Source organism: Planktothrix tepida PCC 9214 (genome assembly GCF_900009145.1).
GTDB classification, from domain to species: Bacteria; Cyanobacteriota; Cyanobacteriia; order Cyanobacteriales; family Microcoleaceae; genus Planktothrix; species Planktothrix tepida.
In genome coordinates this window covers 1,151,620-1,165,553 of record NZ_LN889782.1, presented here as the reverse complement: position 1 = coordinate 1,165,553, position 13,934 = coordinate 1,151,620, and the positions used below count along the sequence as shown (strand labels likewise).

The 13,934-nt window shown below is 38.0% G+C and carries 14 protein-coding genes; 7 read left to right on the top strand and 7 right to left on the bottom strand.

Going from position 1 to position 13,934, the window contains the following annotated elements; genetic code table 11:
* Window positions 1-13: 13 nt before the first annotated feature.
* Complete coding sequence (locus PL9214_RS08075) at window positions 14-265, bottom strand: type II toxin-antitoxin system RelN family antitoxin (protein ID WP_072718258.1); 252 nt, start codon at window positions 263-265, stop codon at window positions 14-16.
* Between the two features lie 225 nt (window positions 266-490).
* Here PL9214_RS08075 and PL9214_RS08070 point away from each other — a divergent pair, with 225 nt between their 5' ends.
* Together PL9214_RS08070 and PL9214_RS08065 are read left to right on the top strand one after the other, a co-directional pair.
* Window positions 491-778 (top strand): hypothetical protein, encoded by a 288-nt coding sequence (locus PL9214_RS08070; protein WP_072718257.1) that lies wholly within the window; start codon window positions 491-493, stop codon window positions 776-778.
* Window positions 779-939: 161 nt separating this feature from the next.
* Window positions 940-2,034 (top strand): sensor histidine kinase, encoded by a 1,095-nt coding sequence (locus PL9214_RS08065; protein ID WP_072718256.1) that lies wholly within the window; start codon window positions 940-942, stop codon window positions 2,032-2,034.
* Here PL9214_RS08065 and PL9214_RS08060 read toward each other — a convergent pair whose 3' ends face one another.
* Both PL9214_RS08060 and PL9214_RS08055 read right to left on the bottom strand, forming a co-directional pair.
* Window positions 2,035-2,823 (bottom strand): calcium-binding protein, encoded by a 789-nt coding sequence (locus PL9214_RS08060; protein ID WP_072718255.1) that lies wholly within the window; start codon window positions 2,821-2,823, stop codon window positions 2,035-2,037.
* Window positions 2,824-3,006: 183 nt separating this feature from the next.
* Entirely contained in the window at window positions 3,007-4,029 is a 1,023-nt protein-coding gene (locus PL9214_RS08055; RefSeq protein ID WP_072718254.1) for an adenosine deaminase, read from the bottom strand.
* Window positions 4,030-4,289: 260 nt separating this feature from the next.
* On the opposite strand from PL9214_RS08055, the gene PL9214_RS08050 reads away from it, so the two are divergent.
* The 4 genes from PL9214_RS08050 (at window position 4,290) to PL9214_RS08035 (ending at window position 8,011) form a co-directional block, all read left to right on the top strand.
* On the top strand, window positions 4,290-5,705 hold the full coding sequence (locus tag PL9214_RS08050; RefSeq protein WP_072718253.1) for an HD domain-containing phosphohydrolase: 1,416 nt from the start codon (window positions 4,290-4,292) through the stop codon (window positions 5,703-5,705).
* A 28-nt stretch (window positions 5,706-5,733) separates the two neighbouring features.
* Window positions 5,734-6,354 carry a pentapeptide repeat-containing protein gene (locus PL9214_RS08045; RefSeq protein ID WP_437126711.1) on the top strand — a complete coding sequence of 207 codons (621 nt, stop codon included), beginning with the start codon at window positions 5,734-5,736 and terminating at the stop codon, window positions 6,352-6,354.
* Window positions 6,355-6,450: 96 nt separating this feature from the next.
* Window positions 6,451-7,008, top strand: a complete 558-nt coding sequence (locus PL9214_RS08040) for a Uma2 family endonuclease (protein ID WP_072718251.1) — start codon at window positions 6,451-6,453, stop codon at window positions 7,006-7,008.
* A gap of 244 nt (window positions 7,009-7,252) precedes the next feature.
* The gene (locus tag PL9214_RS08035; RefSeq protein ID WP_072718250.1) at window positions 7,253-8,011 is read left to right on the top strand and encodes an LmeA family phospholipid-binding protein; all 759 of its coding nucleotides are present in this window, start codon (window positions 7,253-7,255) and stop codon (window positions 8,009-8,011) included.
* Between the two features lie 225 nt (window positions 8,012-8,236).
* Here the strand turns inward: PL9214_RS08035 and psb35 are convergent, their stop codons facing one another.
* Window positions 8,237-8,407 carry a photosystem II assembly protein Psb35 gene (psb35, locus tag PL9214_RS31140; RefSeq protein ID WP_186440307.1) on the bottom strand — a complete coding sequence of 57 codons (171 nt, stop codon included), beginning with the start codon at window positions 8,405-8,407 and terminating at the stop codon, window positions 8,237-8,239.
* A 231-nt stretch (window positions 8,408-8,638) separates the two neighbouring features.
* Here psb35 and PL9214_RS08030 point away from each other — a divergent pair, with 231 nt between their 5' ends.
* The gene (locus PL9214_RS08030; protein WP_072718249.1) at window positions 8,639-11,497 is read left to right on the top strand and encodes a glycerol-3-phosphate acyltransferase; all 2,859 of its coding nucleotides are present in this window, start codon (window positions 8,639-8,641) and stop codon (window positions 11,495-11,497) included.
* A gap of 49 nt (window positions 11,498-11,546) precedes the next feature.
* Here PL9214_RS08030 and PL9214_RS08025 read toward each other — a convergent pair whose 3' ends face one another.
* The 3 genes from PL9214_RS08025 to psbL all read right to left on the bottom strand — a co-directional run bounded on the left by PL9214_RS08025 (window position 11,547) and on the right by psbL (window position 13,931).
* On the bottom strand, window positions 11,547-13,148 hold the full coding sequence (locus PL9214_RS08025) for a B12-binding domain-containing radical SAM protein (RefSeq protein ID WP_072718713.1): 1,602 nt from the start codon (window positions 13,146-13,148) through the stop codon (window positions 11,547-11,549).
* A 382-nt stretch (window positions 13,149-13,530) separates the two neighbouring features.
* Window positions 13,531-13,650: a photosystem II reaction center protein J gene (locus PL9214_RS08020; RefSeq protein WP_072718248.1), complete on the bottom strand. Its 120-nt coding sequence runs from the start codon at window positions 13,648-13,650 to the stop codon at window positions 13,531-13,533.
* 161 nt (window positions 13,651-13,811) lie between these two features.
* Window positions 13,812-13,931, bottom strand: coding sequence for a photosystem II reaction center protein PsbL (gene psbL, locus PL9214_RS08015; protein WP_072718247.1), 120 nt, complete (start codon window positions 13,929-13,931; stop codon window positions 13,812-13,814).
* Window positions 13,932-13,934 lie beyond the last annotated feature (3 nt).

The following is a 13,934-nucleotide window of genomic DNA, read 5'->3' as shown; positions in this document are numbered from 1 at the left end:
AAACTGTAACCAATTATTCTGCATCAATACGCTCCCACATTTTTTCTAAAGGGATTGTTTGTCCTGTTTTCATTTCGTGTAACGCTCGTCTCAAACTCGCTTTTATTTCTTGCACAGGGGTATCATCAGGATCAGATTTAGATTCATCCTGGGGAGAAACTAAAACAATTACTTTCACCCGACTCGGTGTATTAATATCAAGTTGATGATCTAAAATTAATTGCCCGTTTTCATCCACTGTTCCCATGACTTCAAATGCTTGCATAATTTAATCTTTTATAACAGTTTACTCAATTTTATTATAGCAGATTTTATTAAATCAGGATAGGGTATAAGCGATCGCTGTCTAAAAATAAAACTTTAAATAGATATTAATTCCTCCTCTTCCCCTGATGCTTGAAAATCAATTAATTTTGTTGTTCAAGGGATGATTAACGGTTTTCCTTGCGTTAGAATCAGATTTAAAATAATGAACGGAAGGAGGAGCATCGTGTTGGAACTGTTACAAATCCTAATTCAGATTATTCAACCCTTTTTAGTGCCCATTTGCTTTGTTTTGGCTTGGGGATTTGTGATTTTGATAGTTTGGAGTATCGGTGCTGCGATGCGGGATACCATGCAACGGGCCAAGCAAATGCACCAAATCCCCTGTGCAGATTGTATGTTCTTTACAGGGAACTATCACCTCAAATGTCCAGTCCAACCGAAAATCGCCTTATCTGAAGCCGCAATCAATTGTCCAGACTATAGCAGTCGAAATCAGACATTGACGCTATGATTGGCAATAAAGATCAAAAAATTCCTAACCCAGCTAGAACAATGGTAATTTCAGACGGATCAGGATGGGTTACGCTTTGGAATTTGTCACCTAGAATAGAAAAGTAAGTTTAAGGGTTGCTGAGATTCAACCTTTGGAGCGACTGACGGGTGTAATATATTATGGGTCAAAAGCTCAGACAATCCAGGGAACTACAGCGAGGAGTGCTAATTGCTATAGTCGGTGTGATAGCAGTGGGACTTATTGCTTATTTTGCTCAAAGTTTTCCAGTCTTCACAGCATTCATACCGATTGTTTCGGTGTTAGTGGCTTTGTTTAGTTCTGTAATGGCGTTGATTTATTATCAAAATCTGCAACAGTTAAAACTGGAAAAAGTTGCTTTAGAGGCGTTATTACAAACCACGAAAGAAAAGTTTCAGGTTGAAAAAGCAGATCTCGAACAAAAACTTAAAATAACCTTGGATAAATATCGTTCTGTTGAAGCTAAAAATAAAGTTTTGCAGGAGATGAATCATCGAAAGGATGAGTTTTTGAGGCAAACCTCCCATGAGTTAAGAACGCCGATGAATGGGATTATTGGTTCCTTACAACTGTTATTAGATGATTTATGTGATGATCGAGATGAAGAACGAGAGCTTTTAGAACAAGCTCATGATTCTTCTCTCCATCTCTTAACATTAATTAATCAAGTTTTAGACTTAGCTCGAATTGAAGAAGGTCGAGTTTCCTTTGATATTAAAACCATTGATTTACACGCCAGTTTAACAGCCGCTATTTATCTACAATTTTCTAATATTCGTCAAAAGGGATTACGCCTCTATAAACAAGACTATTCTCACCGGATTAAAGTTAAAGCAGACCCGACAAAACTCAAACAAGTTTTAATCAATATTATTGGGAATGCTATTAAGTTTACAGATCGAGGGAGTATTTCGATTAGCACAGAAGTTCGCTCTATTGTTCAGAGTGATACTCAAGAGAGTGAAGAAATGGCAGTCATTACTGTTAAAGATACTGGAATTGGAATTTCCCCTCAAATTCAAGAAAAACTATTTCAACCGTTTGTCGTTGAAGATGAATCCCGACTCCATGCGTTAGGAAGTACAGGACTAGGATTAGTCATTTCCAGAAATTTAGTAGAAATGATGGGAGGTAAAATCCAATTAGTCAGTCCCGGAAAAAATCAAGGAACTATTGTTGAGATCTTTTTACCCTTAAGTGATGGAGAAACCAATAGTTCAGATTTTACCGATTAACTAACCTAAAGAAGTGGGAAAAAATAGGAACGAAGAAGTTAATAATTGCTGGGGTTCAATATTTTCTAAAAATCCGATAACTTGACCTGTCGCTTGAACTTCGATTAAGGTTCCCCCACCCAGGGTGCGTTCAATACTGGGGAATATACCTCGGACAGCTTCAGGGGTAATTGAAACTAAACTGAGTTGAGCAAAGGAAGGAACACCACTGACGACAATCACATCTTCCCCAGGGGTAAAATCTGTAATCACATCCGCATTATCGGGAATAAAATCCGATGCTGAACCTGTATTTTCTGACTCAATAGAACGAACTGCAAAGCGATCAGATCCAAATCCTCCTGTTAATTGATTTACCCCTTTATCACCAGCCAAGGAATCATTTCCGGCTGAACCCAAAAGAGTATCATTTCCCTGTCCGCCAAAAACCGAATCATCTCCATTTCCCCCATTAATATAATCTGCACCTAAATTTCCTTGGATAATATCATTACTATTTAAACCAATTAAAGAATCGTTTCCTTTCCCTCCAAATAAACTATCATCCCCTGCACCTCCTGATAAGGTATCCGCACCTTCTAAGCCATAAATTATAAAATCAAAGGGGGCTAGAAATGGAGAAACTTCAATATAATCAGGGTTAGTCGTCCCAATATATTCCCCCTTTCTATTGACATTTTTATTTGTAATTGTAATAATATTAACTCCTACTAAGGATGTTGTACTACCTGTGGACATTGCGACAGGTTCAGGAGTAGATGGGGATGAAAAATTCGGTTGCAAGGTCATAAATCCAATCTCCGTAAAAGATCAAGGCGAAAGAAATTGCTCTGTTTAAAAAGTACAAATTATCCTACTACAAAAAAAGTGAAAATAGCAATAACCTGCCTATTTCAAAACTAACTATTGAGATCAAGTGTAGGATATGGGGTTTAGGAAATTAAGCTGGATCAAATTTAGAGACTGAACAGCTTAACTTAATTTTTGTGTAAACTGTTGCATAAATTGGTCTAACTCATCAATTCTATTGTGCTTTTCCTGTTCCCCTAAAAATGACGCTAAAAAAGAATTCTTAGCCAATTGATAAATCTCTTGAAAACTGAAGTTTAAAGCGGATTGAGTTTCGAGAAAATTCTCCAGAATATACCCTCCGAAATAAGCTGGGTCGTCAGAATTTACCGTAACACATAATCCTAAATCCAGAAGGGTTTTGAGATTATGGTGTTGTAAAGTTGGAAAAACCTTTAACCTCACGTTCGATAAGGGACAAACCGTTAAAGGAATCTGTTTTTCTTTTAAATACTGGACTAACTTTGGATCTTCAATACAGCGAACTCCATGATCAATTCGAGAAACTTTTAATAAATTAATCGCTTGCCAAATATATTCTGGAGGCCCCTCTTCTCCCGCATGAGCAACGGTTAAAAAGCCTAAATTTCTAGCGACTTCAAAAACGTCTTTAAATTGAGAGGGGGGATGGTTTTGTTCAGAAGAATCTAATCCTACTGCTATAATTTGATCTTGATATGGAATCGCTTGTTTTAAGATTTCCATCGCAGACTCTGGACTTAAATGGCGCAAAAAACATAACATTAACCGAGAAGAAATGCCTAATTTTTTCTGTCCTGCTTGTAAGGCTTGATCAATACCTGACAGTACAACTTCAAAGGGAATTCCGCGTTGTGTATGGGTTTGAGGATCAAAAAATATTTCAGTATGTCGGATATTTTGACAAGCTACTTTTTCCAAATAAGCCCAAGTTAAATCATAAAAATCTTGCTCTGTCAATAATACCCTAGAACCCAAATAATATAAATCTAAAAAAGATTGGAGATGGTTAAACTGGTAAGCTTGTCGAATTTCCTCCACCGAAGTAAAGGGTAATTTAATCTGATTTCGTTCAGCTAAATTTAACATAAATTCCGGTTCTAACGATCCTTCAATATGAATATGTAATTCGGCTTTAGGAATCTGTTGAATAAACTCAGTGATCATGTCTACTTTCCCTATTGTTTCAGTACAAATCGACAGTATTGTTCCACCCTATTCCTGTTTTTTCTCTTGTTAAGTCAGATCAAGCTAAAATTAAACAGAAAATGCGGAGGGGTTTAAAAGCTGTAATATCCTTGATGGATTGATCCTATCCTAAATTCTGGGCGATCTCGACCAGAAAATTAAAATTTTTAGCTATTTACTTTTATAATTCTGCCCATAGCAGTTAAGATTTAAGGAATAGTCGGGACTCGCGTTTGCCAATGAATCCAGAATCCACGCTCAATCAGCTTAAAGCCTCCCTTTCGGATGGTCAACTGCCTTCTAGTTATGGTGTCTATTTCAAGAATACGCTAGTTGCACTCTGTCATGCACTTGAAGATCACATTTTGCAAAATAGTGATGCACCTCCAGAGCAACAACCTCTTGTGTTAGTGACATTTCAAGAGGGAAAATGGTATCTTCAAGAAGCTGATCGCTATTTTGATGTTGTTCAATCTTGTCGTCATGTTGTGATTAGCGCCGTTGCAGATAGTGGGTTTTTGACCCATCGCACCGGACAGTTAGAAAATGTTTCTTTAATTAATTTAGACCGTTCTGATAGTTTGGTAATGGAGTGGAATTTAATTATTCTAGCTCCGAGTTATACGACAATGGTATTATGCCATGAATTAATGCCTGATGAATATCCGGCTCATACCAAACCCACGATTGATACAGAACGAAAATTTTATGGATTATGGACATTTGATCAAAAATTAGTTCGAGAATCGGCTAAAATTTTAATTGAGCGTTTTCGACCCTATAATGCTGAATTAGCAGATTGTTTATTGCAACAGTATCAGGAAATTATAGCTACACCTTATCATCAAGTTCCTGATTTAACCGGAGTCGTTTCTCGGATTGTCAGTTATTTACAATCTTCTCAACAAGAACTGATTACTGTTAACCGCCAAAACCGCGAATTCTGGGAATTAGAAGGACAAGCAAAACGAATCAGTCGCAATATTACTGGCAATAAATTACAAGCATTTTTAAGAATGGCGCAACGGGTTGATGAACGAGATCAAAATAACCCCTGTGCCTCCTTACAAGTCGCTGCCTTATCAGAAACCCTTGGACAAATTTTAGATCTGCCTACGGTGAAATTAAGGCGGTTACAATTAGCCGGATTATTATATAGAATTGGGTTGTCTTCAGCACCGGATGAAGTATTTACTCAAAGCCCAGAAGAAATGGATGATGCGACTCGCAAGTTTTGGTCAGAACGGGCTTTAATTGGAGCAAGATTATTAGAGTCGATGCCAGAATTAGCAATTATTCGGGATGTAGTTGCTCATCAGTTAGAATATTGGGATGGCAGTGGGAAACCCGATGGGCAAAAAGGAGAAGAAATTAATATTAAAGCTCGAATTTTAGGGTTAGTTGCTTATTTCCAAAGCTTAACTCATCCTAGAGGAAAACGCCACGCCCATAGCTTAACAGAGGCGGTAGAAAAATGTCAGGAGTTGAGTGGAACTCGGTTTGATCCGGCATTAGTTGAAGCCTTGAAAAATGTTGTAAAATTAGCTGAAATTGGATTAATACAATTGCCAACTCAACCCAGCCAATTACCCAACGTTTGGTTAGAGGAAGCCTTAAGTTCAAAATCGAAATCCCCAAAAGAATCTAAAGTTTAACAAGTTTAAATCATCACTTTTTATGACTATGACTCAATCCCCATCTGTTGATCTCAATGTTATTAAGCGAGGAACTATTAAAGACCTCAGTAATATGAATTTATCCGGTATGGATTTATCGGGAGCCCATTTAGCTGAGGTAAATTTATCCGGTGCTAATTTATCCGGTGCTAATTTATCCGGTGCTAATTTACAAGGATCTCAACTTCGAGCTAACTTAAGAGGGGCTGATTTATCCGGTGCAAATTTGCAAAGAGCAGACTTAAGAAATGCTGATTTAAGAGGAGCAATTCTGATCAATGCCGAGGTTCAAGAAGCGAGTTTTATCGGGGCATTTTTAACCGGAGCGACCTGTGGAAATATAGATTTAAGTGGAATTGATTTCAGGGGGGCTGATTTACGCGGTGTGAATTTATCTCAAGGAATTTTATGTCAAGCTGATTTAAGAAATACAAATTTATCGGGGGCTGATTTATCTCAAGCTGATTTAGAAGAAGCTAATTTATCTGGTGCTATTCTTCGAGGAACTAATTTAGAACGAGCTAATTTACTTTGTGCCATTGTTGAACAAACTGTATTTTTAGGTGTTATTTTAGAAGGTGCTTGTTTGGAAGGAACAGCGTTAGGAAGCGATCAATTGAACACCTAACAGAACACAGGGATTGATTTTAATGATATTGCCTAGGAGTGCCTACTTTAAGGGTAATAAAGTATCAAAATTAAAACAGAAATTGGGTTCAAAGTGATGATTCAAACGACCACCCCAAAGTTAACATTAGAGGAATTCCTGCAACAACCGGAAACGAAACCTGCTCAAGAATTTATTAATGGTCAAATTAGACCCAAGCCAATGCCCCAAGGTGAACATAGTTTAATTCAAGGTAAACTCTGTGAGGTGATTAACGCCGTTGCTGAACCTCACAAAATTGCCTATGCGTTTCCTGAATTACGCTGTAGTTTTGGGGGAAATGCAATTGTTCCTGATGTTGTTGTATTCCGATGGGAAAGAATTTCTCGCACCTCTTCCGGTCGAATTGCTAATCGATTCGAGGTTCATCCTGATTGGTCAATTGAAATTTTATCCCCTGAACAAAGTCAAACCAAAGTTTTAGGAAATTTGTTGCATTGTTCCCAAAATGGAACGGAATTAGGATGGTTAATTGACCCCGATGAAGAAACAGTTTTAATTGTATTTGCTGACCAACGGGTACAACTTTTACGGGGAGATACTCCCTTACCTATTTTAACAGAAATTAAGTTACAGTTAACCGTTAATCAAATTTTTGAATGGTTGATTTTGTAATCGGCAACTCGGACAAATGCTCTATTACAGCATAGCGATCGCGGATCAAGTTGTGTACCTTAAGAGCCAACACGACTTATACGCGCTATTGGGTGACGATTGACTCAACCATTCTAACGGGTTCACCATTTCCTGTAACAACCATCCCTGGTTTAACTTTCAACTATGCCTTCGATAAGCATTACTAATTTTTACAAAACTTCATAAAAAGTTATAATAGGTAGGTCGGCTAGCGAGCATAGGAATGGTACAGGCTTTGTTTGGAAGCACTTCTTTTCAGACTCAAAGTGGCGATCGCCTCGTCAGCAAGGTTGTCGGGACTGCGATCGCGGCTTTGTTCAAGCGTTCTGAAAAAATTGAAGCCAACGTTCGGGCGGAACCTGTAGCCAAGCTATTGCAGGGAAGCGTCGATGGTTTTGATTTCATCGGAAACGGGATGCTGATGTACAATGGCCTCCGCATTGCAGTCATGGAACTCTATGTGCAAGCGGTGTCTATTGATTTCAGCGCCATTTTTACAGGTCAAGTGAAGTTACGACAACCAACTCAAGCGAGTTTACGGGTCGTGTTAACAGAGGAAGACTTAACGGACTCTTTTAATACCCCGTTTGTAGTCGAAAAACTTCAGCGCCTTCAATATCAGGGAGAACCCTTAAAGTTTACTCAAACTTTAATGACTATTACTCCTGAAAAAGCCCTGCGAATTCAATCAGAAATTCTACTCGGAAATTCACAGGAACCTGTTCAAGTTGATTTTACAACTCAAGTGGAGGTGCAAGACCGTCAAAAAATCCGATTTGTCGATGTCCAATATAGCGGAAATCAGGAGGCTATTAACCTGAGTCAAGCTTTGGTGAACCATGTCAATGATTTATTAGATCTCGACAAGTTCGCCTTAGATGGAACCCAATTAAAGGTTGATCGACTGCGAATTCAAAACAATTCTCTGATTTTTTATGGGTCTGCTCAAATCAACCAATTTCCGAAAGGAAAGAAAAACTAAACCGTTGTTGGTTTGTCGTTAAACATTCAATTGTCGGAGGAGAGTTGTTAAAGAAAATCGGTTTGAGTTTGAAGTCGGGAAAAGCAACTGTTCTTCCCGACTTTCATCTTGACAGTAACGTTTGAAACCTGAAAAGATGAGTAAAAACCGATCCGGATCTGGCGTAAAAATAGCACCTCTCATTCGAGGAAATTAAAACTCCAGATCTACAGACCGATTTTATCCTTAATTTTTCTCATCTTCTGAATTGACTTTAGGAATATAGTCCGGTCTTTCTTTACCTTCCCAACCGGGAGGACGCTTGGAATTATACCAAGCAATTGATCCAATGCTGACTGCCGCAATAAATCCGACAACAAGCACTGCAATCGGAATCCATAGGGTATTACTTGCCATAAGACCGATTTGTTCCTTAATTTAATGATACCTTAACGATTATCTCATTTTTTGTTAATTAAAAGCTAAAACTTCTTTGAATTACACCCACGCCAATATCATCACAATAGCAGGGAGAATCGGGATTAGGATTAAAAATAACGGAAACCCCAGAAGTCATTAAAATATTATCATTCACCAGATAACGATAACAAGCTTCCCCTAAAACCGCATTACAGGAAAATATTGATCATGTATTTTGGCGTAATACTATTACTATTATTGGGTAGCTTTAGTTTGGGGGCATTACCCCTAACCCGTTGGGTTGTCCAACTCTTATCTGGGAAAAATTTATCACAATTAGGGACAGGAAATATTAGTGTTTCCGCAGCCTTTTCCCAGGGAGGAAAACAAGCGGGAATCATTGCTGTTATCCTAGAAATAGCACGGGGGATTATTCCAGTAATTACTGCCAAGATTTTATTCCCCAATACTCCAGTTTTGCAAATCGTCAGTTTAATTTTATTAGTCGCAGGACGATATTTTATTGCTAAAGGTGGAGGCGTTACCAATGCAACTTGGGGAATATTAGTCTATTCTCCGATTATTGCCGTCAGTAGCGGAATCACTGGATTAATGATCTGGAGAGTTAGTTATTTATTATTGCCCATTTCTAAGTCTTCTTCTCGACTTTGGGCATCCCGTTTAGGGTGTTTAAGTGCGATATTTTGGGTGTGGTTTTGGCATCAAAAATCCCAATCTCCTACCTTTTCTCCTTGGGAATTGGTGGCAGTGATCGGTTTAGCGGTTGAATTAGTTATCATTAATTTAGCTCAAAAAGATGATGTAGGACTGTATATGAAACAACAATATTTTAACTTAAAAGATAAACTTGATATTCAACACTGTGGCGAAAAAGCAACCCGATTAAGTGAATTAAAACGGGCTGGGTTTAAAGTTCCTTTAGGGTGGGTTTTGCCAGCTATTAACCGTTTAGAAGATATTAATATCCCTTTTAAAAAACAAATTCAATTAACCAATTATCCCTTAATTATCCGTTCTTCTGCTATTGGAGAAGATAGTAACAACTCATCAGCAGCAGGACAATATCAAACCATTGGCCCTATTTATTCTCCGACGGAATTACAACCTGCTATTATTCAATGTCGTCAATCCTATTGGAATCCTGAAGCGATTTCCTATCGTCAAAATCAACACCTTCCTGATGCGGGAATTGCTGTATTAATTCAACCTTATTTAGCCAGTGAAGTTGCAGGCGTGATGTTTACTCGCAACCCCTTAGATGGGGGTTCACAAATTATTATTGAAGCCTTACGAGGGGGGGCAGAATTAGTAGTTGGGGGTCAATTTACTCCGGTACATTTAGAAATAGAAATCAATACCTTAATAGAGGAGTTAGAGCTTCCTAGTTTTTTACCAAAAACAGTTATTTTAGAATTAGTTCAACTCGCCCAAGATATAGAAGCTTTTTATCAAGGTATCCCCCAAGATATTGAATGGTGTTGGGATGGAGTCAAAGTTTGGATTTTGCAAACTCGTCCGATTACTAATTTACGCCCTATTTGGACAAGAACTATCGCAGCAGAAGTCATTCCTGGGGTCATTCCTCCCTTAACCTGGTCAATTAATCGCCCCTTAACCTGTGGGGTTTGGGGTGAACTATTCACCTTAGTTTTAGGAAAAAAAGTTTCCCATTTAGATTTTAAACAAACTGCTACGTTATTCGCTTCCCATGCCTATTTTAATGCCAGTTTATTAGGAGAAATCTTTACGTTAATGGGATTACCTAAACAGGGGTTAGAGTTTTTAGTCCGAGGGCAAAAAATGGGAAAACCTCCCCTGGGTAAACTCTTCCCTTCATTACCCGGTTTATGGCGATTAATTCAACGAGAACGGCATTTAGATCAAGATTTTAAACGAGATTTAGAACAGCTATTTTTACCTACATTACAACAGATTGAATCTCATCAATCTCTTGAATTACTAACCTTAACTCAACTCTTAGAACAATCAGAAACCCTACAAAAAACATTAAAATTAGCGACTTACTATAATATTATTGCACCCATTGGGTTAGCCATTCGTCGAAGCTTATTTAAAGTTTCTGATGCTTGGATCCCTACCCATACTTCCCCAGAAGTTGCTTCAATGCAAGCATTACAAACTCTAGCCGATCAAATTAGAGAAACTTTTACAGAAACCGAACCCATTACTCATCAATCTTTCGAGCAAAAACTCGCAGAAAATCAACAATTTCATCAACAATTTGAAACCTGGTTACAAACCTATGGCTATTTAAGTGAAGTGGGAACCGATATTTCTGTACCGAATTGGTTAGAACAACCAGAAATATTTAAAGAAATGCTATTCAAAATTATCAAAAATGTAAACTACCGCATGGAAAATTTAAACGTTTCTAACTTAAATCAATGGGAAAAATGGCGACAAGCTCAATGTTATGAACGCACGTTAACGAAAAGTAAAATCGCTGAAGTTTATGGGAAACTTTTAGCTCATTTACGATGGACAATCTTGGCTATAGAATCTCAAGCCATTACTCAAGGAATATTAGAGAACTCAGGAGATATCTTTTATTTAGAATGGGATGAAATTAAAGCTTGGATAGAACAGAATATTGAACCCGATTTTATTCCGAAAGTTCATCAACGTCGGAATATTTTTCAAGAAGATTGCGATCGCACAATTCTCCCCGTTGTTTATGGTACTATCTTACCGAAACATCGGTTACAAAATATTCAAAATGCTGCAATTTTACAAGGAATTCCTGCTAGTATTGGCTGTGTGGAAGGAACCATTAAAATTTGTCGTAGTTTAACTAATATTATAGATCAAACAGAGGATAAAATTCTGGTTGTTCCCTACACCGATGCCGGATGGTCGCCCATTTTATTAACCGCAAAAGCGATTATTTCTGAAGTCGGCGGACAACTTTCTCATGGTGCTATTATCGCACGAGAATATGGTATTCCTGCGGTGATGAATATTCAAGGGGCTACTACCTCTTTAAAAGACGGTCAACGAGTTCGAGTTGATGGTTATCAAGGAACTGTTGAAATTTTGGAGGATTAAAAAATAATACCTAAATAATATGATGGTGCGTCCACGTTGCTTAAGCACTCTACAGGGAGTCAGTTAGGTGTTTTTTCAGGGTATTGACGGGTAAAGGGCCTTGAAGATGTTGCCAAGGTAAGACTTGATCTAAATCCCAATTTTGGTTAACATAATATTCTATTGGGGGTAATTTTCCGCGTAATTCTTTGAAGGCGCGACGATAACTTCCGAGGGAGTCTCCATAGTTTCTTACTAATTCTAAAAGATTAGAAATTCGACGATCGCCCCTAGAAAGTAGAGCTTGAATCACAGACCATTTATAACTTTCAGGTCGGAAATCAATGTTATTGGATTTTAATTGTTTTTCTAATAATTTCAGTCGTTTTTCTGCATCAGGATTCACCCCAAACCACTGAAATGGAGTGTGAGATTTTGGTACAAAGGTACTACAACCGAGCGTTAATTTAAAGCCCGGTACTGCTTTTTTTAACGTCTTCATTAGGTCTATTGTGGCTTCTACATCCTCTAATTCTTCCCCCGGAATCCCCACCATGCCATAGAGTTTCATCCCCTGTAAACCGCCATTTTTAGCATTAATAATGGCTTGAATAATTTCTTGATTTTCTAACTTTTTATTGATGATTTTTCGTAGGCGATCGCTACCACTTTCAACTGCAATTGTCAAGGTACGAGTGTCTCGTTTTGCTAAGGTTTTTGCTAATTTTTCGGTAACGGTATTTGTTCTAACGGAAGCAATACTTAAACGCACATCATCATATTTCGGTTGAGTTAAATAATTCAATAATTCATCAAATTCAGGATGTTGTGTGACGGACGCACCTAATAAACCTAAACGCCGCGTTACTTGCAGTCCCCGTTCAATCGCTGGAATTAAAGATGCTTCTAAACTAGCTGTTCTAAAGGGTAAAGTTAAATAACTGGCTAAACAGAAACGGCACATTTCAGGACAACTGCGAACCACTTCCACCATATAGATATTTTCCCAAGCCGCTTTTTCCGTAACAACCGTTGAAGCGGATAAAATATTTCCGCGATAGGTTTGTTTTTGGATTTCGGGAGGAGTATTAGAATCTACCGGTTTAATGGCTTTAATGTTACCTTCTAAACTGTCATAAGATACTTCATATAAACTGGGAATATAAATTCCTGGAATTAGGGCTAAATGTCGTAATTGTGTCGAGCGCGATTCCTGAGAAACCTGTTGATAAGCGTCTATGAAATCGCCTAATAAATTTTCTCCATCACCCAGTAAAATAATATCAAAAAAATCGGCAAAAGGTTCGGGATTAGCAGTTAATACGGGGCCACCCCCAAAAATCAAGGGATGTTTTTCTGTCCGATGAACCGAACGCAGGGGAATATTGAGGAATTCTAAACGCTCAAAAATATTAACGTAATCCAGTTCCCAAGAAAAGGAAAAACCGACGAGTTTAGGTTGTTGAGGTAAGGGTTCATGCACATCAGTAAATAAACGACTTACTTCTACATCAGAACGCATAGCTAAAGTCGCCCAAACCAGTTGATATCCTAAACTGGTAATACCAACGGTATATTCATTGGGAAAAGCAAAAATAATCGGAATGGCATCTAAATTAGAAGGTGTGGGACTAAACAGCAAACGTTCAGAATCAAAAACAGAAGCACTCACAGAATTAATCAATAAAACACTCCTTGAAATGTACTTTTATTCTAGCTTAACCTGCTTTGACACTCTCACTGTCAATCGCAAAGCAATGTGACGGCAGATTCTTTGTTCAACGAATCGACTTGCCCTAACAGGATTGCTCCAGTCAAAATCTATCGCTTTATACTGTTGTTTTTTTGCTCTAACTTTAAATTCTAAAACAAGCATTTATGTCACCGCTATCGACTTTTCCTAACGGTTCCCCGTTCCCTGCTGTATAACAAAAATCCCACTCAATGGAAGGGAGCGGGATTTTGTTATGAGTATGAAAGTTTTAGGGAAATTTATACTCAACTTTCAAGCGGGTAGAGACACGATACCTCGCGCTCATCAACCTACATCGGTCTTAGAAGGAAGAACCTAAACCCACATAAGAACCGTAGAAAAATAAACCAACCACAACTAAAACACCTGTTCCCGCAACAGTGGCAATTAACCACAAGGGAAGTCTACCTGATTGCAACACGGCTATTACCTCGTTAATTCAAAAGCTTAATTGACAAGGGATTTTAGATTTTGGATATGAGATTTAGGATGAATATTTAGGTAAAAAATATGTTTCCTCAATCAACGTTCGCGAAGCGTCACGAAGTGAATCCAAAATCGTTAAATCGAGAAAAAATCCAGTTAGTTAAAGAAATAACTGGAGAATAAAATACCCAGAACAAAAATCAACAGCAAACCTAAATAGAGTGAAGTTCTGTTCAACTCAACAGGTTGACGATTGGGATTATTACTCCGTTCCATTGT